General features: G+C 66.0%; 17 protein-coding genes. 3 read left to right on the forward strand and 14 right to left on the reverse strand.

The window, feature by feature from the left end; genetic code table 11:
- Positions 1-833: DegT/DnrJ/EryC1/StrS family aminotransferase (locus WA983_RS08035; protein ID WP_424311886.1), on the reverse strand; the 833-nt coding region annotated here is incomplete at its 3' end.
- A 25-nt stretch (positions 834-858) separates the two neighbouring features.
- A complete protein-coding gene (gene wbpD, locus WA983_RS08040) occupies positions 859-1,434 on the reverse strand; it encodes a UDP-2-acetamido-3-amino-2,3-dideoxy-D-glucuronate N-acetyltransferase (protein ID WP_424250906.1) in 576 nt (191 codons plus the stop codon).
- 295 nt (positions 1,435-1,729) lie between these two features.
- On the opposite strand from wbpD, the gene WA983_RS08045 reads away from it, so the two are divergent.
- Complete coding sequence (locus WA983_RS08045; protein ID WP_424250908.1) at positions 1,730-1,948, forward strand: stability determinant; 219 nt, start codon at positions 1,730-1,732, stop codon at positions 1,946-1,948.
- 35 nt (positions 1,949-1,983) lie between these two features.
- A complete protein-coding gene (locus WA983_RS08050) occupies positions 1,984-2,259 on the forward strand; it encodes a type II toxin-antitoxin system RelE/ParE family toxin (protein WP_424250910.1) in 276 nt (91 codons plus the stop codon).
- 22 nt (positions 2,260-2,281) lie between these two features.
- On the opposite strand, the gene WA983_RS08055 is transcribed toward WA983_RS08050, so the two are convergent.
- The 3 genes from WA983_RS08055 to galE form a co-directional block, all read right to left on the reverse strand.
- Positions 2,282-4,390, reverse strand: coding sequence for an autotransporter outer membrane beta-barrel domain-containing protein (locus tag WA983_RS08055; protein ID WP_424311887.1), 2,109 nt, complete (start codon positions 4,388-4,390; stop codon positions 2,282-2,284).
- 116 nt (positions 4,391-4,506) lie between these two features.
- A complete protein-coding gene (locus tag WA983_RS08060) occupies positions 4,507-4,887 on the reverse strand; it encodes a helix-turn-helix domain-containing protein (protein ID WP_424311888.1) in 381 nt (126 codons plus the stop codon).
- A gap of 106 nt (positions 4,888-4,993) precedes the next feature.
- Positions 4,994-5,998 carry a UDP-glucose 4-epimerase GalE gene (gene galE, locus WA983_RS08065; protein WP_424311889.1) on the reverse strand — a complete coding sequence of 335 codons (1,005 nt, stop codon included), beginning with the start codon at positions 5,996-5,998 and terminating at the stop codon, positions 4,994-4,996.
- Positions 5,999-6,095: 97 nt separating this feature from the next.
- Between galE and WA983_RS08070 the strand changes: the two genes are divergently transcribed.
- Positions 6,096-7,400 (forward strand): O-antigen ligase family protein, encoded by a 1,305-nt coding sequence (locus WA983_RS08070; protein WP_424311890.1) that lies wholly within the window; start codon positions 6,096-6,098, stop codon positions 7,398-7,400.
- Here WA983_RS08070 and WA983_RS08075 read toward each other — a convergent pair.
- The 9 genes from WA983_RS08075 to WA983_RS08115 form a co-directional block, all read right to left on the reverse strand.
- Positions 7,397-7,675, reverse strand: coding sequence for a BrnA antitoxin family protein (locus tag WA983_RS08075; RefSeq protein ID WP_424250346.1), 279 nt, complete (start codon positions 7,673-7,675; stop codon positions 7,397-7,399). The two genes, WA983_RS08070 and WA983_RS08075, sit on opposite strands and share 4 nt — an antisense overlap.
- Positions 7,650-7,928, reverse strand: coding sequence for a BrnT family toxin (locus WA983_RS08080; RefSeq protein ID WP_424250344.1), 279 nt, complete (start codon positions 7,926-7,928; stop codon positions 7,650-7,652). Before WA983_RS08080 ends, WA983_RS08075 begins: the two co-directional genes overlap by 26 nt.
- 164 nt (positions 7,929-8,092) lie before the next feature.
- The gene (gene nusG / locus WA983_RS08085) at positions 8,093-8,653 is read right to left on the reverse strand and encodes a transcription termination/antitermination protein NusG (protein ID WP_424250342.1); all 561 of its coding nucleotides are present in this window, start codon (positions 8,651-8,653) and stop codon (positions 8,093-8,095) included.
- 2 nt (positions 8,654-8,655) lie between these two features.
- Positions 8,656-9,015, reverse strand: coding sequence for a type II toxin-antitoxin system VapC family toxin (locus tag WA983_RS08090; RefSeq protein ID WP_424250340.1), 360 nt, complete (start codon positions 9,013-9,015; stop codon positions 8,656-8,658).
- The gene (locus tag WA983_RS08095) at positions 9,009-9,254 is read right to left on the reverse strand and encodes a CopG family transcriptional regulator (protein WP_424250339.1); all 246 of its coding nucleotides are present in this window, start codon (positions 9,252-9,254) and stop codon (positions 9,009-9,011) included. Before WA983_RS08095 ends, WA983_RS08090 begins: the two co-directional genes overlap by 7 nt.
- Before the next feature lie 61 nt (positions 9,255-9,315).
- The gene (locus WA983_RS08100) at positions 9,316-10,800 is read right to left on the reverse strand and encodes a nucleobase:cation symporter-2 family protein (protein WP_424250337.1); all 1,485 of its coding nucleotides are present in this window, start codon (positions 10,798-10,800) and stop codon (positions 9,316-9,318) included.
- 226 nt (positions 10,801-11,026) lie between these two features.
- The gene (pgi, locus tag WA983_RS08105; RefSeq protein ID WP_424250352.1) at positions 11,027-12,631 is read right to left on the reverse strand and encodes a glucose-6-phosphate isomerase; all 1,605 of its coding nucleotides are present in this window, start codon (positions 12,629-12,631) and stop codon (positions 11,027-11,029) included.
- Positions 12,632-12,817: 186 nt separating this feature from the next.
- The gene (locus WA983_RS08110) at positions 12,818-14,014 is read right to left on the reverse strand and encodes an acetyl-CoA C-acyltransferase (protein ID WP_424250335.1); all 1,197 of its coding nucleotides are present in this window, start codon (positions 14,012-14,014) and stop codon (positions 12,818-12,820) included.
- A gap of 61 nt (positions 14,015-14,075) precedes the next feature.
- Complete coding sequence (locus tag WA983_RS08115) at positions 14,076-16,499, reverse strand: 3-hydroxyacyl-CoA dehydrogenase/enoyl-CoA hydratase family protein (RefSeq protein WP_424250333.1); 2,424 nt, start codon at positions 16,497-16,499, stop codon at positions 14,076-14,078.
- Positions 16,500-16,550: the final 51 nt, after the last annotated feature.

Below are 16,550 nucleotides of genomic sequence, written 5' to 3' on the forward strand. Positions count from 1 at the left end.
ACGTTGTGGGCTTCGATGACCGGGGTGGCCTGGATGCCGGCGGCATTGAACAGGCGGTTGTAGGTGTCCGCCACACGTTGGCGGGCGGCGATCTCGTCGTCCAGCACAGCCAGCTTCGGCAGCAGGATGGCGGCCTGCAGGGTGTCCAGGCGGCTGTTCACGCCGACGCGGATGTGATGGTAGCGGCGGTCCTGGCCGTGCCTGGCGATCTGGCGCAGCACGACGGCCAGGGCGTCGTCGTTGGTGAAGATCGCGCCGCCGTCCCCGTAGCAGCCCAGGGGCTTGCTGGGGAAAAAGCTGGTACAGGAAATCGTGGACAGGTTGCCGCTCTTGCGGCCTTTGTAGCTGCCGCCCAGGCTCTGCGCCGCGTCCTCGATGACCGTCAGGCCGTGCCTGGCGGCAACGGCGTTGATGGCATCCATGTCGGCGCACTGGCCGTACAGGGACACGGGGATGATGGCGCGGGTCCGCGGGGTGATGGCGGCTTCCAGCCTGGCCGGGTCCAGGGCATAGGTGCGCGGGTCGATGTCGACGTAGACGGGCTTGGCGCCCAGCAGGGCGACGGTCTCGGCCGTGGCGATATAGGTGAAGCCCGGGGTGATGACTTCGTCACCCGGCCCGATGCCCAGGGCCATCTGGGCGATCTGCAGGGCGTCGGTGCCGTTGGCGACGGTGATGCAATGTTTGGCGCCGGTATAGTCGGCCAGACGCTCTTCCAGTTGGGCGACTTCCGGCCCCAGGATGAACTGGCCGTGGGCCAGCACGCGCTGGATGCCGGCATCGATTTCGGATTTCAGGCGCTGGTATTGGGCCTGCAGGTCGACGAATTGCATGGTCATGTTTCTTTTTGGATAGGGATCAGAGCCGCTCGCACCGGCCGTCGGTCAGACGGTAGGTAGCCCCGCTATGGGAACAAGTGGTCTCGCCGTGGCCGCTCAGGGGCAGGTCCAGTTGTTCGCCGTGTTCGCTCATCCAGCCGATCTGACGGGCGGGGACGCCGACCATCAGGGCGTAGGGCTTGACGTCCTTGTTGATGACGGCACCCGCGCCGACGAAGGCGTATTCGCCGATGGTGACGCCGCAGACGACGGTGCAGTTGGCGCCCAGGGTGGCGCCTTTCTTGACCAGGGTGTCGCGGTATTCGTCCTTGCGCTCGATCAGGGATCGCGGGTTGTAGACGTTGGTGAACACCATGCTGGGGCCGCAGAAGACGCCCTCTTCCAGGGTGACGTTGTCGTAGACGGAGACGTTGTTCTGTATCTTGCAGCGGTCGCCGATGACGACTTTGTTGCCGACGAAAACGTTCTGGCCCAGGGATACGCCCGCGCCGATGCGGGCGCCGCCGCAGACGTGGACGAAATGCCAGACGCGGGATCCTTCGCCGATCTGCGCGCCGGGATCGACGATGGCGGTTTCGTGTTGGTAGTGGGGCATGGGGTTCGGGTGTGGGGGTGTTTCGGGCACGCTACCGCCGTGCTGTGACACGGTCAGCAAGCGCAAGAGTGATGTTCATCGAGTGAACGGGATGATACATCACCTGCGCAAGCACTGAAACCCGGAATTGCCTATGGGAATTATCTGAAACCGCTGTGATGTTTTTGGCCGTCCGGGGATTCCGGACTGGCGGGAACAATGAGATTTGCCCAGAATAAGGCATCCCATATCAGGCCGAACCCTCTAAGCACCGAGGAGTGCCTTACACTAACAAGGGTCAAAAGGAGCTATTGCCATGCGCACTGCCCTCTCTCCTATCGTTTCAGAATTCGAAACCAAAGAACAAGCGGCCAGTTACGACCGTTGGTTTCATGCCAAGGTACAAGCCAGCCGCGACGACCCACGTCCCAGCATTCCCCACGATCAGGCAATGGCGCTGATGCGTGACAAGCTGACCGCCAAGCTGGAAGATCAAGACAAAACCTCCTCCCGCCCCCGCAATCGGGACGCCTGAGTGCGCGACATCACCACAAGACACATCAGGCAACCATGCTCCCCATCTCCTGGAGCGCCGCTGCACTCGATGACCTGGGTCATATCATTGATTACATTGCAGAGTTCGATGTAGACGCCGCCATCGCCATGCACGGCTTGATCGAGAGTTCGATTCAGCCGACCTCGGAACACCCCTACCTCTACAAACAAGGCCGCGTGCCAGGTACCCGTGAAATCGTGGCGCACCCGAATTACATCATCGTGTACGAGGTTCGGGCAGCTCACATCGAGGTCATGGCCGTCCTGCATGCTCGCCAGGAATATCCCTAGGCACACGCGCCAATCTTTGTTTTTATCTGAAATCCCCCCTCACCCCCAGCCACACCCCGTGCTGCATCTGCCCTCCCCCATGCTGGCCTGTGTAGGCCAAGGTCACTTGGACACGTCGCGCAACAGGCGCCTGCACGCCCAGGTCCACGCGCAGGGCATGGCGCGGCAGGGGCAGGCCCTCTGCCTCAAAACGCCGTGCCGGGTCGGCCTGATACGCCTGGGGGCTGCTCAGGGCCGACCCGCCCCATAGGCGGCGCACGCCCAGGTTCAGGCTCATCAAGGCATCGCCATGCGGGGTGGCCCAAGGGCGCTGGACCTGAACGCCCAGTTGCCCGATCCAGCGCTGATCGGTCTGCGCGTCCAGCGAAACGGCGGCCAGTCCGCCGTGTTCATCCACGGCGGGGCGATGCAGGCGCAGCCAGACCATCCGAGCATAGGGCGTCAGTTGCCACGATCCCAGGGGAATCGGCGTCTCCGGCTGGATGTGCAGCCAGGCCTGGGACAGCCGTGCGACGGGACGGCTGCGCAGCGGAGATTCGGCCGGATCGGCCTGGCGGTCGAGATCGGCCCGATGCCAGGACTGCGCCGCCCCCAGGGTCAGGCGCCCGCCGTGCCGGGCCAGGCTGACACCCAGGCCCAGGTGCGCGGACCGATCCCGCAGGCGGTAGGCGCCGGCCATGGCCGATGACTGCGCGGCCATCCCCACGGTCGCCAAACGGGTTTCCTGCGTGCCCGCAAAAACGGCCAGCGCGCTGTTCGCGCCCACCAGGCGGCTGACGCCGATCTGCAGACCTGCGGTATCCCGGTCGTCGCCCGGCAGACCGTGGGCACTGGACCGTTCGGTATTCGCAGCCCAGCTTTGCGCCCAGACCCGGCCGTCAGCGGTGTGCGCCAGGGCGGATTCCCGCAGGAAACGGCCGTCGTCCAGCAAGGCGCCGCGCCAGGCGGCGTCGGCCGTGTTCAGGCCCTGGTCGTTGAATTGCAAACCCAGGGTGACGGTGCGGGCGCCGTAGTCCAGCACGGGATCCAGATAGCGCAAGGTGCTGACGGCCCGGACGTAGCGGCCGTCGCCAGGCACAGGATCGCCGCCGCCATCCGCCCCGTATTCCAGGCCGCCATCCGCCTGGACGATCACCCAGCGGTGATCGGGCGTCCAGTCACCGGGCGATGGCTCGATCTGCAACTCGCCGCCCAGGCGCGCGGTGCCGAAGGACCAGACCCGGTCGGCCTGACCATCGGCGTCGATGCGGATGCGGGTCTGCGCGTCGGGCAGCAGCGCCAGCCGCTGGCCGATCAGCAGGGCGCCGGTCCGATCCGGCGCGCCGGGCTGCAATCGACCGGCGATGCGGGCTTCGTCCACTTGGCCGACACCGGACAGCACGGTGCCGGGCTGGGTCAGCACCGGCCCCCACCACAGATGATCGACCCGCAGCCCGCCCTGCGCCAGGATCAGCGGGTCGCGGCCAAGACTGAAGCCGGCGCCCGTCAGCCTCAGGGTTCCGGTGCCGTCCTTGATGATGGGGGCGTCGGTCTGGATATTGCCCACCAGCGTCGCCTCGCCGGACGCGACGCGCCAGACAGCGGCCCCGGCCAGGCCGGCGACGGGTGGCAGCCCCCAGTGCGCCGGCGGCGTCTGGGCAGTAACTGCAGATCGGACCTGCAGGATCTGCGCGACGCGCACCCCGGGGCGCAATTCCAGGCGAGTGCCGGCTGCCATGTCCAGGCTGTTGCCCGGCGCGCCCAGGGCGTCGTCATGCGCCAGGCCCAGGCTGCCTTCGGCCAGGACGACCTGACCGGACAAGGTGCCGGCACCAGACAGTTCCAGGTGCCCATCCCCCAGCTTCCAGAGCGAAACGGGACTCAAGGGGTCAGCGGGATGACCCAGCGTGGCCCCCTGGAGCCACAGGGTCCGGCCCGATGCGACCTGGAACCCGACGGCGCCTTCCAGTTGCAGATCCCGCTCAACGCGCCGGTCGCCGGCGACGGTGATCCATTCGTCGCGCAAAACGAAAGGCGCCGGGGATTCATCCCACGGCGCCTCGGTCGATGCCTGCGTCAAGCCCGGCGGCGGCAGGCCCAGGCAGCACAGCGCCAGCATGGCGCGGATGCGGTTGGTGGTGAAGATGGACATGAATGTCTCCTGTCAGAGTTAACAGTCACAAAATGTGACAGCTCTGGTTTTACAGAAGACAGGGCGGAAGCGTGGTTTGGAATGCGATGGAATTAGGATGGATCAAGCCGGGGCTTCTATCGCCGAGACAAGGCCGCCAGCGCGGCTTTGGGCGCCCCGTCCAATATCTTCAACAGCGATTTGGCGGCACCGGTGGGGCTGCGCTTGCCTTGCTCCCAATTCCGGATGGTTTCCAGCGAGACATCGATCCGTGCTGAAAATTCGGCTTGGCTCAATCCCAAGCGGTGCCGCACCCGTCGCACGAATCGGCCCGCATCTTGCATGGCGTCAGCCTCGTCCGCCGCCATCTGCCTGACTAGGTCGGCTTCAGTCGTTGCATCCACGAGCGCGGCATTGATACGCCCGATGGACCGAGACGCGAGATCTTCCTGAGTAATGGTCATACGTACGGTTTTCATAACGTCGAACCTCTCGCTGATTGGGTCATGATAGTTCATTGGCCCACTCCGATCAAAGATCTAAGCACCTGAACACGGCACTGAATCGTTGATCTTATGAAGGTTCAACAATGAAAGCGAGACGAGCCGGGACGGTTTTATCTCATCAATCCGTATCGACTCTCTGCTGATACTTCCACGTGCTGCTGCACATCTCCTCCAGCGTGCGAGTCGCCGTCCAGCCCAGGTCGCGGCGGGCCTTGGCGGGGTCGGCGTAGCAGGCGGCGACGTCGCCGGGGCGGCGCGGCTGGATGCGGCAGGGCACATCCCGCCCGGATGCCTGCTCGAAGGCGCGCACGACTTCCAGCACGCTATGGCCTTGCCCGGTACCCAGGTTGAAGGCATGCCAGCCGGCATGATCCGCCAGGAAGCCCAGGGCGGCGGCGTGGCCTTCGGCCAGGTCCATCACGTGGATGTAGTCTCGCACGCCAGTGCCGTCGGGCGTGGGATAGTCATCGCCAAAGACGTTCAGCTCGGTCCGCAGACCCGCAGCGACCTGGGCGACGTAGGGCATCAGGTTGTTCGGCACGCCCCGGGGGCTTTCGCCGATCAGGCCGCTGTCGTGCGCGCCGACCGGGTTGAAGTAACGCAGGCAGGCGATGCGCCAGGACGGATCGGAGGCGGCCAGATCACCCAGGATTTCTTCAATATGCAGTTTGCTGCGACCATAGGGGTTGATGGCGCCGGTGGGATGGTGCTCGTCCAGGGGCAGGTAGTGCGGTTCGCCATAGACGGTGGCGCTGCTGCTGAAGACCAGCGAGCGCACGTCGCCGGCACGCATGGCCTGCAACAGGGACAGCGTGCCCTGAACGTTGTTGGAGAAGTAGTCCAGCGGTTTTTCGACCGATTCGCCCACGGCCTTCAGGCCGGCGAAATGGATGACGGCATCTATCGCATGCTCGCGCAGCACGCGGTCCAGCAGGGCACCGTCGCGCACGTCGCCCCGGACGAAGACGGGCGGTGCATCCAGGATGTGCGCCAATTGGCCGATGACGGCGTCGCTGCTGTTGCTCAGGTTGTCGAGCAGGACGACGTGATGGCCCTGTTGCACCAAGACGGTGGCGGTGTGGCTGCCGATGTAGCCCGTGCCGCCGGTGAGCAGAATGTTCATGCGGACTGCTGTTCTCTGTATGGAAGGATCGTCGAATAGTACAGCCTGCGTGGTCACCCGCTACAATCCACCATCACATTTTGTCATCAATTCCGTCATGCCCACCCACCCGGCCGCTCCCCCCGTCTGGCTGTCGACCTGGATGTCGGCCAGCGCCGCGCTGTTCTTCCTGCTGATGCTGTCGGCGCCGTCAGGCTATTCCGTGGGCGGAGGCGTGCTGCTGCTGGGTGGCCTGGCGGCCTGGTGGACGGGCCGGCGTGCGAACGCTACGCATCAGGCGGGCACGCCCGGCGGGCAGTCGCCCGCCCCCTGGACGGTCGAGGACAGCACGCTATGCGCGCTGCTGCTGGCGGTGTTCGCCATCAACACGTTGGCCGTTCTGTGGCACGGCGACTCGGGCAAATACCTGGATCAGGGCGTCCGCTACCTGCTGGCCCTGCCCATCCTGATCGGGCTGCGGCGCGTCCGGCTGCGCCTGGATTGGCTGGCGGCGGGGCTGGCGCTGGGGCTGTTCGCCACGGCGGGGATCGCCGCCTGGCAAACGCGCTGGGTGGGTCTCGTGCGTGCCGAAGGCTTCGTCACCAGTGCCATCCCGTTTGGCGACATGGCATTGACCATGGCGTTCTGGTGCCTGATGGGGGCCGCGCTGGCGGCGATCCAGCGGCGCTGGACCTGGACCGCCCTGCTGCTGGCCGGGGCGCTGGCGGGGACCTATGCCATGATCGCCTCTGCCTCGCGCGGCAGTCTGGTGGCCTTGCCGATCCTGACGGCGCTGGCCGCCATCGCGCTGTTGCGCCGCGCGCATCTGCGCCCCCTTCTGACGGGCGCCGCCATCCTGGCGGCGGCCACGACCCTCGTGCTGGCGACCCTGCCCGCCAGCCAGATCGCCGAAAACCGCTACGCCGCCGCACTGAATGAATGGCAAGCCTACAGTCAGCAGGGCGATGCCACGAACAACGTCGGTTCCCGCCTGGAGGCCTGGAAGGCCGCGCTGATCAGCATTCCGGAACAGCCCCTGCTGGGCTGGGGCCACGCGCAATACAGGGACCATCTGCAGGAACTGATCGCAGCCGAACGCATCGCTCCCTTTGTAGGCACCCTGTCCAATACGCACAACCAGTTCATCGAGATCTGGCTGCACCAGGGCTCCCTGGGGCTGATCGCGTTCCTGGCGCTGCTGATCGCCAGCTTCTGGTATTTCTGCCGCCGCCTGCGCGCACCCGAGCCGGTGGTGCGGGTGCTGGCCTGTTGCGGCGCAGCGCTGCCATCCGCCTTTGCCGCCTTCGGCCTGACCCAGGTGATCCTGGGCCGCAACAACGGCGTGATGTTCTTCCTGGTGTCCCTGGCGGTGCTGTGGGCCGCCATGCGGCAGGCGGAACAGGACGCGGCGGCCGGGGATTAGACCTTTTCCCGACCGAGCAACCACTCCCGCAGAGCTTCATTCATCCGCGTTTGCCAGCCAGGTCCTCCGGCCTTGAAGGCCTCGATGATATCGGCGTCGTATCGTACCGCCGTTTGAATCTTGCGCGGTGCTTTCTGGGGCCCCCGCTGGCCGCGTAATTTCTGCTGAAGCGACGCGGGCAATCCGTCCAGACGCACAGCCGTACGCATATCGGCCTCAGTCCATTCCGGGTTGTCATCATCCGCGCGCTCAGGATCGATTGATTTCTTGCTCATACAAATGAATCTCCCGCCGATTGGCCTTGCGCAAGCTGATGATGCGGATCGCATGCTCACGCTCTGTGAAGACCATCACATGTACACGGCCCTCGATCTTGCCCAACACACGGATCCGCACCTCGCCGTAATCGCACCGAGTATCGACTTTGAATACGGCGGTCTGGAATTCGAACCGAGCTGCCAACATGAACGACAGGCCGCGCTCTTGCTCATTGATCCTTGATTTATGTGGATCAAACTCGATGTCCATAATTTAATTGTAGATGCATTCAAATCAATGGTCTATTTTTTTGTAGCGACATTGACGGGATGGGTCGCATGGCATACGCCCATCTTATGGACACCCACGCTGGAAAGCGAGGCAGGCCGGACAGATTGGTCTCAGTCAGCCCGAAACACAAAGGCTTACTGCAGCTACAACGGCGCGATCCGCCCAAACTCGACCTGCACGGTCTGCGGGCGGCCCAGGATGTTCAACAGCAGGGTGACGCGATCGGCCGAGACGGACTGGACCAGGGCCTGAACGCCCGCCAGGGCGGGATCCCGCAGGCGCACGGCCATGCCGGGTTGGTAGGGGCTGATGTCGACCAGATCGGTGGTTTCGCGCAGGTCTTCCGCCTGGCGGATGGCCTGGACGGCGGCATCGGCCAGGATCGCAGGCTGGTGGCCGAACATGACGAGCCGGCTGACGCCCACGGTAGAACGCACCACGGACAGGGATTGCGTCGCCCGGGTCGGCCGCAGGAACAGGTAGCGGGGGAACATGGGTTCGTGGGCGGTCAGGGCGGGGGCGGACGCAAGGGCGAACGGCCCGGACTGCAGGGTGGCAGTCGCGCGCCGCCGCCCCGGTTCCCGGAAGACCTTGAACAGCGGCAGGTAGACCTCGAAGTCCTGGCGCCGCAGTTGTTCGGCGGCGGTGCGTTCCTGCCGAGGCTTGGTATGGGCGACGTACCAGGCGGTGGAAAGATCAGGCATCGTCAATACGGCACCCGCACATCCAGGGCATCTGCGGGGAAATCCCGGTGATTGCGCGACACCAGCAGCATCCCATGAATCTGGGCGGAAGCCCAGATGATGGCGTCCGGGAGCCGGATGCGCCGTTCCCTGCGGATGACGATGGCGCGGCCCGCCACCTGATCATCCACCCCGATGCGTTCGAAAGAATCCAGCCAGCGACGGATCGTAGATTCCTCGTGCGGCGCAGCACCCACCAGCACCTCCATCCAGGTGATGACACTGATGGCCGGCCGCGCATGGCGTCCGATTTCCATGCGCGCTTTTTCATGCCCGCTCAGGAAATCGATGAGCACGTTGGTATCGATCAGCACTCTTACCATTCCGCTCTTTGCGCTTCCTGGTATTCGAGCCCGTCGATCGAGCGATCTCGCCAGAGACCGAACACTGCCGATGCATCACCCGGCGCATGGCGTGCGAGATAAGCATCGATGGCATCCCGGATGATGGCTGCGCGGGACCGCCCCTCAGTGTGCACTTTTGCGGCAAGGGCCTGCAACTGCGTTTCCGAGAGGTCGATGAGGATTCTGGCCATGGCTTTTGAGGCTTCATTGGATATCATTATCATATATCATCCAGAAGCTCGAGACCGGATGGCTGACGCCATCCAGCCAACCTGAAGATCAAGCCTCCGCGTGCTTGGCGGCCTCGACGGCGGCGTCGGTATCGTGCGGGGCGCCGTTGAAGAACAGGTTCAGCAGCACGGCCGACAGGGAGGTCAGCAGGATGCCCGATTCGATCAGCGGATGGATGGCGTGCGGCATCCACTGGCGGAAGTTGGGCGCGACCACGGGGATCATGCCCATGCCGATGGAAATGGCCACGACCATCGCATTGTTGCGGTTCTTGACGAAATCCACGCCGCCCAGGATGCGGATGCCGGTGGCGGTGACCATGCCGAACATCACGATGCCGGCGCCGCCCAGCACGACGGTGGGCAGGGACTCGACCAGGGCCGCCAGCTTCGGCAGCAGGCCCAGGACCAGCAGGATCACACCGCTGACCACGCAGACGTAGCGGCTGCGCACGCCGGTGACGGCGACCAGGCCTACGTTCTGGGAGAAGCTGGAATACGGGAAGGTGTTGAAGATGCCGCCGATCAAGGTGCCCAGGCCGTCCGTGCGCAGGCCACGCGCCAGATCCTTCTGGCCGATCTTCTTGCCGGTCATGTCGCCCAGGGCCAGGAACATCCCGGTGGATTCGATCAGGATCACGATCATGACCAGCACCATGGTCACGATCATCCAGAGGTCGAACTTCGGCATCCCGAAATGGAAGGGCAGAACCACGTCGACCCACTCGGCCTTGGCGACCTTCTCGAACGTCATGATGCCCATGGCGGCCGTGATGACGGCGCCGACCACGATGCCCAGCAGCACGGCGATGTTGGACAGGAAGCCCTTGCAGAACTTGGCGATCACCAGAATCGACACCAGCACGATGCCGGCGATGCCCACCCCGGTCAGGTTGGCGTATTTGGGATTGGGCACGGTGGGCATGATGGACAGGCCCTGCGGGACTCCCGGCAGTGGCGAGCCCGGCGCACCCGAGGCGGCCCGGATGTCCTTGAGCCAGTTGACGTAGTTGGGATCGACCAGGGCCGGCGCGGTGGGGCCGACGGGGTTGCCGAAGATCCAGTTGATGCCCACGCGCATCAGGGTGATGCCGATGATGGCGATGATGGTGCCGGTCACGACCGGGGGGAAGAAGCGCAGCAGCCGGCTGATCCAGGGGGCGATCAGAATGGTGATGATCCCCGCCGCGATGATGGTGCCGAACAGCAACTGGGCGCCCTCGTGTCCGGGATTGGACTGGGCGATGTGGATCATGGGCCCGACAGGTGCGAAGCTGACGCCCATGATGACGGGCAGCTTGATCCCGAACCACTGAGTGGCGCCCATGGACTGGATGATGGTGGCGATGCCGCAGGCGAACAAGTCGGCGGCGATCAGCAGTGACACCTCATGCGAATCCAGGCCCAGCGCCCGGCCAATGATCAGAGGGACGGCCACGGCGCCGGCGTACATCACCAGCACGTGCTGCAGCCCAAGGGCCGTCAACTGGCCCATCGGCAGGATCTCGTCCACCGGGGCAACGGTTTTGCTCATGTATTGTCTCCAAGGCGCGGAATGTCGCCGTGGCTGGCGCATTCCATCACGTGTGAACCAAATCGGAAAGTCCAAAAACGCCATGCCGGCGTCTTGCGGTCACTCTACCGGAGGCCTGTTGGCGTCATCATGTGCAAAGCGCGATAAGGACTTTTCGACCAGACGCATAATCCCGGGTAAACCCTGGGGATTTTCAGGGAATGGACGGGGATTGCAGGGAAAGTCCCTAGGAGCGGGGAGACGCTCCAACTCGCAGGCGGTCGATCCAGTGGCGGGTGGAGGTGTCGTGACGGTCGGTGGCCGTGCCGGCAGCGGCCGGCGCGGCGGGATCCAGTTCGGCGATGATGCCGCGCGCGAGGACCTTGCCGTATTCGACGCCCCACTGGTCAAAGGGGTCGATCCCCCAGATCACGCCCTGGGTGAAGACGCGATGTTCGTACAGGGCCAGCAGCGCGCCCAGGGAATACGGCGACAGGCGCGGCAGGGCGATCAGGTGGTTGGGACGCCCGCCCGGATGGACGCGGTGCGGGGCCAGCCAGTCGGCGCGGGCCGTGTCCATGCCCTCGGCCAGGCATTCGGCGCGCGCCTGGGCCAGGGTCTTGCCGCGCATCAGGGCCTCGCGCTGGGCCAGACAGTTGGCCAGCAACTGGCGGTGGTGCGCCGGCCAATGGTGATCGGCCTCGCGGCACAGAATGAAATCCACCGGGGCGCCGTCGCTGCCCTGGTGCATCCACTGGAAGAAGGTGTGTTGCGCGTCGGTGCCCGGCATGCCCCAGACGGCGGGGCCGGTGGGCACCCCCACGGGGCGGCCGGCGACGTCCACCGACTTGCCCAGGGATTCCATGTCCAGTTGCTGGATGTAGGGCACCAGGTTCGCCAGGCGCGAATCGTAGGGTGCGATGTTCAGCGACCCGTGCCCCAGCACGCTGCGGTTGGCGACCCCTGCCAGCGCCATGCGCACGGGGGCGTTTTCCGCCAGAGGCGTCTGGGCGAAATGCGCGTCCATGGCGGCGGCGCCCGCGCGCAGCCCCTCCAGCACGTCGACGCCCACGGCCAGCGCAGTGCTCAGGCTGACCGCCGACCACAGGGAAAACCGCCCGCCGACCCAGTCCCACAATTGGAAGATCTGGTTTTCCGGCACACCCCAGGCGCGGGCGCGGTCGGGCCGGGCAGTGACCGCGACCAGGTGGTTGGCCGGGTCCAGACCTGCGCCGGCCAGCCATTCGCGGGCGCGGGCGCCGTTTTCCAGGGTTTCGGCGGTGGTGAAGGACTTGGAGACCAGTACGACCAGGGTTTCGCGCGGGTCCAGCCCCGCCAGCCCGCCCTCGATGGCGTGGCCGTCGATGTTGGCGACGAAACGCACGTCGCGCCAGGTGCCGGCGTAGCCGAAGGCCGTCACCGCCAGGCGCACACCCCAATCCGAACCGCCGATGCCGATGTGCACGATGTGGCGCCAGCGCCGCCCGGCGTCGGCACGCTGCACCCAGGCGTCCATGCGTTCACGTTCGGCCTGCACCTCGGGCGATGCTTCAGGCGCGCGCAACAGCGTATGCCAGGCGGCGCGATCCTCGGTCAGGTTGACGATCTCGCCCGCCAGCAGACGCGCACGCTGTGTCTCGAAGCCACGCGCCTTCAACAAGGCCTCGCCCGCAGCCATGAGCTCGGGTGAATGGCGCTGACCGCTGGAATCCAGCGCCAGACCAGGGGCCTCGATCAGATCCAGCGCATCAGGACGCGGCGCGCAGGTCTGCACCGCCAGCGCAAAGCGCTTCCATTCGGAAAGCTCAGTCAGCGGGGCGGGCGTGTCGGCGGGGGTGAGACGATCGGACATGGCGGCGGATTCGGGATCGACGGGGTCGCCGGTCATTATGTCATGCGGTCACGTGAAACACCCCGGCGCTGCGCCCTTCGGGTATCGATTCGGATGCCTGGGCTTGTCAGGCAAGGCGCAAACCGCAGCGATAGTCAGACTATCGCGAGAGTTTGCAACGCAGCATGGCGAGCCCAGGCGCCGAATTCAGCAGCGTTCGAAGATGCCTGCCGCACCCATGCCCGTACCCACGCACATCGTCACCATGCCGTACTGCAGATTGCGGCGGCGCAGGGCGTGGATGGTGGTGGCGGCACGGATCGCACCGGTCGCACCCAGGGGGTGGCCCAGGGCGATGGCCCCGCCCATGGGGTTGACCACGTCCTCGTTCAGGCCCAGGTCGCGGATGACGGCCAGGGACTGGGCGGCGAAGGCTTCGTTCAGTTCGATCCAGCCCATCTGGTCCTGCGTCAGGCCGGCCTTCTTCAGGGCGAGCGGGATGGCTTCCTTGGGACCGATGCCCATGATATCGGGCGGCACGCCGCGCACGGCGAAGGACACGAAGCGCGCCAGCGGCGTCAGATTATGTGCCTTCAGGGCGCGTTCGGACACGACCAGCAGGGCGCCGGCACCGTCGGAAGTCTGCGAGCTGTTGCCGGCGGTGACGCTGCCCTTGGCGGCGAACACGGGACGCAGGCGGGCCAGGGCTTCCAGGCTGGTGTCGGCGCGCGGGCCTTCGTCCAGGCTGACGGTGTGGCGGGTCTCGCGGACTTCGCCGGTCGTCAGGTCGGGGACGCGGCGCACGATTTCCACCGGCAGCATTTCGTCGCTGAATTCGCCGGACTGCTGGGCGGCCAGGGCGCGCTGGTGCGAACGCAGGGCGAAAGCGTCCTGGTCCTCGCGGGAAATCTGCCAGCGCTGGGCGACCTGTTCGGCGGTGGAGCCCATGCCGTAGGCGATGCCGATGTTCTCGTCCTTCAGGTAGACGTCGGGGCTGAAAGAAGTGTTGATCCCCATGGTGGGCACCAGGCTCATGGACTCGGTGCCGCAGGCCAGCATTACGTCGGACTCGCCCACGCGGATGCGGTCGGCCGCCATGGCGATGGCGGTCAGGCCGGACGCGCAGAAGCGGTTGACGGTGACGCCGCCGACGGATTGCGGCAGACCGGACAGCAGCGCGCCGACGCGCGCGACATTCAGGCCCTGCGGGCCTTCGGGGATGGCGCAGCCGACGATGGCGTCCTCGATCGCGGCGGGGTCCAGATTGGGCGCCTGGGCCAGCACGCCCCGGATGGCCTTGGCCAGCAGTTCGTCGGGCCGGGTGTGGGAATACATGCCGCGCGGGGCTTTGCCGATGGGCGTGCGCGTCGCAGCGACGATATAGGCTTGTTGAAGGGCAGTCATTGAAAGTCTCCTTGTTCGGGGTTCCGGGCCGGCCGGCGGCCCGGGCTTCGTCTGCGACGCGTCAGTTGCGCACGGGCTTGCCGGTTTGCAGCAGGCCGGCGATGCGCTCTTGAGTCTTGGGGTTGGCGAGCAGGCCCAGGAAGGCCTTGCGCTCCAGCCGCAGCATCCAGGCCTCGTCGACCAGGCTGCCCGGATCGACGTCGCCGCCGCAGATGGCCGTGGCGACCTGTTCGGCGATGTGGAAGTCGTAGTCCGAGATGAAGCCGCCCACGCGCATGTTCACCAGTTGCGCCTTCAGCGTGGCGATGGCGTCGCGGCCGGCCACGGGGAAGCGCGCCGCCAGCGGTGCGCGGTAGCCCTGTTCGGCCAGGTTGGCGGCTTCGCGCACGGCCACGTACAGCAGTTCGTAGCGGTTCATGACGATGGGGTCGGAGTCGCGCAGGAAGCCGATCTGGCGGGCTTCCAGGGCAGACTTCGACACACGCGCCGTGGCCACGGCCAGGACGAAATCCTTGACGTAGGCCAGCAGCGGGGCGTCCGGGGCCGACTGGGCCTGGATCTCGGCTGCGCGGCGGGCGCTGAAGGTGATGCCGCCGGCGCCCGGCACCAGGCCGATGCCGACTTCCACCAGACCGATGTAGCTTTCCAGGTGGGCGACGCGGCGGGCGCAATGCACGGACAGCTCGCAGCCGCCGCCCAGCGCCAGGCCGGCCACCGCTGCGACCACGGGCACCTGGGCGTAGCGCAGGCGCATGACCATGTCCTGCATTTCCTTCTGGATCGGCTCGACGGCCTTGACGCCGCCGGACATGAAGGCGGGCAGCATGGCTTTCAGGTCGGCGCCGGCGGAAAACGGATCGTCCAGTTGGGCGACGACCAGGGCCTTGTAACCCTGCTCGGCCAGATCCACGGCATGGATCACGCCGCGCACCACGTCCGGACTGAGGGTGTGCATCTTGGTCTTGAACGACACCAGCAGCACGTCCTGGGGATGCGGAGCGGGCAGCGTCCAGCACAGCACGGCGTCGTCTTCGTGCACGACGTTCGGCGTCAGGGCCGGGCCTTCGCCGATCAGGCGCGGGGCGCCGATCTGGCGCTGGTAGACGGGCAGCGCGCTGCGCGGCACATAGGCGTTGGTCGCCGGGCTGTAAGAACCCGCCGGCGTGTGCACGGCCTGCGCGTCCCAGACCGGGCCGCTGGTGACCCAGGCGGGCAGCGGCGCATCCGACAGGGTCTTGCCGGCGGCGATGTCTTCATTGATCCATTCGGCGACCTGGCGCCAGCCGGCGGCCTGCCAGATCTCGAAGGGGCCGAAACTGTGGCCGAAGCCCCACTTCATGGCCTGATCCAGTTCGCGCGCGCTGTCGGCGATGTCGCCCAGATGCACGGCGCTGTAGTGGAAGGTGTCGCGCAGCACGGCCCAGACGAATTGCGCCTGGGGATGCGTGGAATCATGCAGCGCCCGCAGGCGCTTGGCGGGATCGCGTTCCTTCAGGATGTCCTTGACCTCGTCGTCGGCCTTTTCGCCGGAGGGCACGTAGGCACCGGCCTGCGGGTCCAGGCGCAGGATGGCCTTGCCTTCCTTCTTGAAGAAGCCGGCCTGGGTCTTCTGGCCCAGGGCGCCCTTCTCGATCAGGGCAGCCACCACGGGCGGCACGCCGAAATGGGCGCGGAAGGGATCGTCGGGCAACTGGTTCTTCATCGTGTCGATGACGTGCGCCAGCGTATCCAGGCCGACCACGTCGGCGGTGCGGTAGGTGCCGGATTTGGCGCGGCCCAGACGGGTGCCGGTCAGGTCGTCCACCAGTTCATAGGGCAGGCCGAAAGCCTGGGTGTGATGGAAGACCGACAGGATGCCGAACACGCCGATGCGGTTGCCGATGAAGTTCGGCGTGTCCTTGGCGCGCACGACGCCCTTGCCCAGTTGCGACACCAGGAAGGTTTCCAGGTGGTCCAGCAGCGCCGGTTCGGTGGCGGCGGTGGGAATCAGTTCGACCAGCGGCATGTAGCGCGGCGGATTGAAGAAGTGCACGCCGCAGAAACGGTGGCGCAGCGTCTCGGGCAGCGCCTCGGACAGGGACGTGATGGACAGGCCCGAGGTGTTGCTGGCGACGATGGCGTGCGGATTCAGGGCCGGTGCCAGCTTGTGATACAGGTCGCGCTTCCAGTCCAGACGTTCGGCGATGGCCTCGATGACGACGTCGCAATCGGCCAGCAGCGCCAGATCCTCGTCGTAGTTGGCCGGCGTGATCAGGTCGGCCAGGGCGTCGACGCCCAGGGGCGCGGGGCTGAGCTTTTTCAACTGAGCGATGGCGCGCTGGACGATGCCGTCCTTGCCGCCCTGGCCGTCGTCCTTGGCCAGATCGAACAGCACGACCGGCACGCCGGCATTGACGCAGTGGGCGGCGATCTGCGCGCCCATGACTCCGGCGCCGCACACCGCCACGCGGCGGATGAACAGGGGGGCGGACTGGCTGGTTTGCATGATATTGTGTCCTCGCTGGTTTTAATGGGCTGGCCGAGGCTGGAGGCCTCT

This window comes from Castellaniella sp., from assembly GCF_049650445.1.
Taxonomy (GTDB): domain Bacteria; phylum Pseudomonadota; class Gammaproteobacteria; order Burkholderiales; family Burkholderiaceae_B; genus Castellaniella.

What these genes read in the sequence shown, in the direction of transcription:
- wbpD (WP_424250906.1), bottom strand. Translation starts at nt 1,434, where the DNA reads ATGCCCCACTACCAACACGAAACCGCCATCGTCGATCCCGGCGCGCAG.
- WA983_RS08045 (WP_424250908.1), top strand. Translation starts at nt 1,730, where the DNA reads ATGCGCACTGCCCTCTCTCCTATCGTTTCAGAATTCGAAACCAAAGAA.
- WA983_RS08050 (WP_424250910.1), top strand. Translation starts at nt 1,984, where the DNA reads ATGCTCCCCATCTCCTGGAGCGCCGCTGCACTCGATGACCTGGGTCAT.
- WA983_RS08055 (WP_424311887.1), bottom strand. Translation starts at nt 4,390, where the DNA reads ATGTCCATCTTCACCACCAACCGCATCCGCGCCATGCTGGCGCTGTGC.
- WA983_RS08060 (WP_424311888.1), bottom strand. Translation starts at nt 4,887, where the DNA reads ATGAACTATCATGACCCAATCAGCGAGAGGTTCGACGTTATGAAAACC.
- galE (WP_424311889.1), bottom strand. Translation starts at nt 5,998, where the DNA reads ATGAACATTCTGCTCACCGGCGGCACGGGCTACATCGGCAGCCACACC.
- WA983_RS08070 (WP_424311890.1), top strand. Translation starts at nt 6,096, where the DNA reads ATGCCCACCCACCCGGCCGCTCCCCCCGTCTGGCTGTCGACCTGGATG.
- WA983_RS08075 (WP_424250346.1), bottom strand. Translation starts at nt 7,675, where the DNA reads ATGAGCAAGAAATCAATCGATCCTGAGCGCGCGGATGATGACAACCCG.
- WA983_RS08080 (WP_424250344.1), bottom strand. Translation starts at nt 7,928, where the DNA reads ATGGACATCGAGTTTGATCCACATAAATCAAGGATCAATGAGCAAGAG.
- nusG (WP_424250342.1), bottom strand. Translation starts at nt 8,653, where the DNA reads ATGCCTGATCTTTCCACCGCCTGGTACGTCGCCCATACCAAGCCTCGG.
- WA983_RS08090 (WP_424250340.1), bottom strand. Translation starts at nt 9,015, where the DNA reads ATGGTAAGAGTGCTGATCGATACCAACGTGCTCATCGATTTCCTGAGC.
- WA983_RS08095 (WP_424250339.1), bottom strand. Translation starts at nt 9,254, where the DNA reads ATGATATCCAATGAAGCCTCAAAAGCCATGGCCAGAATCCTCATCGAC.
- WA983_RS08100 (WP_424250337.1), bottom strand. Translation starts at nt 10,800, where the DNA reads ATGAGCAAAACCGTTGCCCCGGTGGACGAGATCCTGCCGATGGGCCAG.
- pgi (WP_424250352.1), bottom strand. Translation starts at nt 12,631, where the DNA reads ATGTCCGATCGTCTCACCCCCGCCGACACGCCCGCCCCGCTGACTGAG.
- WA983_RS08110 (WP_424250335.1), bottom strand. Translation starts at nt 14,014, where the DNA reads ATGACTGCCCTTCAACAAGCCTATATCGTCGCTGCGACGCGCACGCCC.
- WA983_RS08115 (WP_424250333.1), bottom strand. Translation starts at nt 16,499, where the DNA reads ATGCAAACCAGCCAGTCCGCCCCCCTGTTCATCCGCCGCGTGGCGGTG.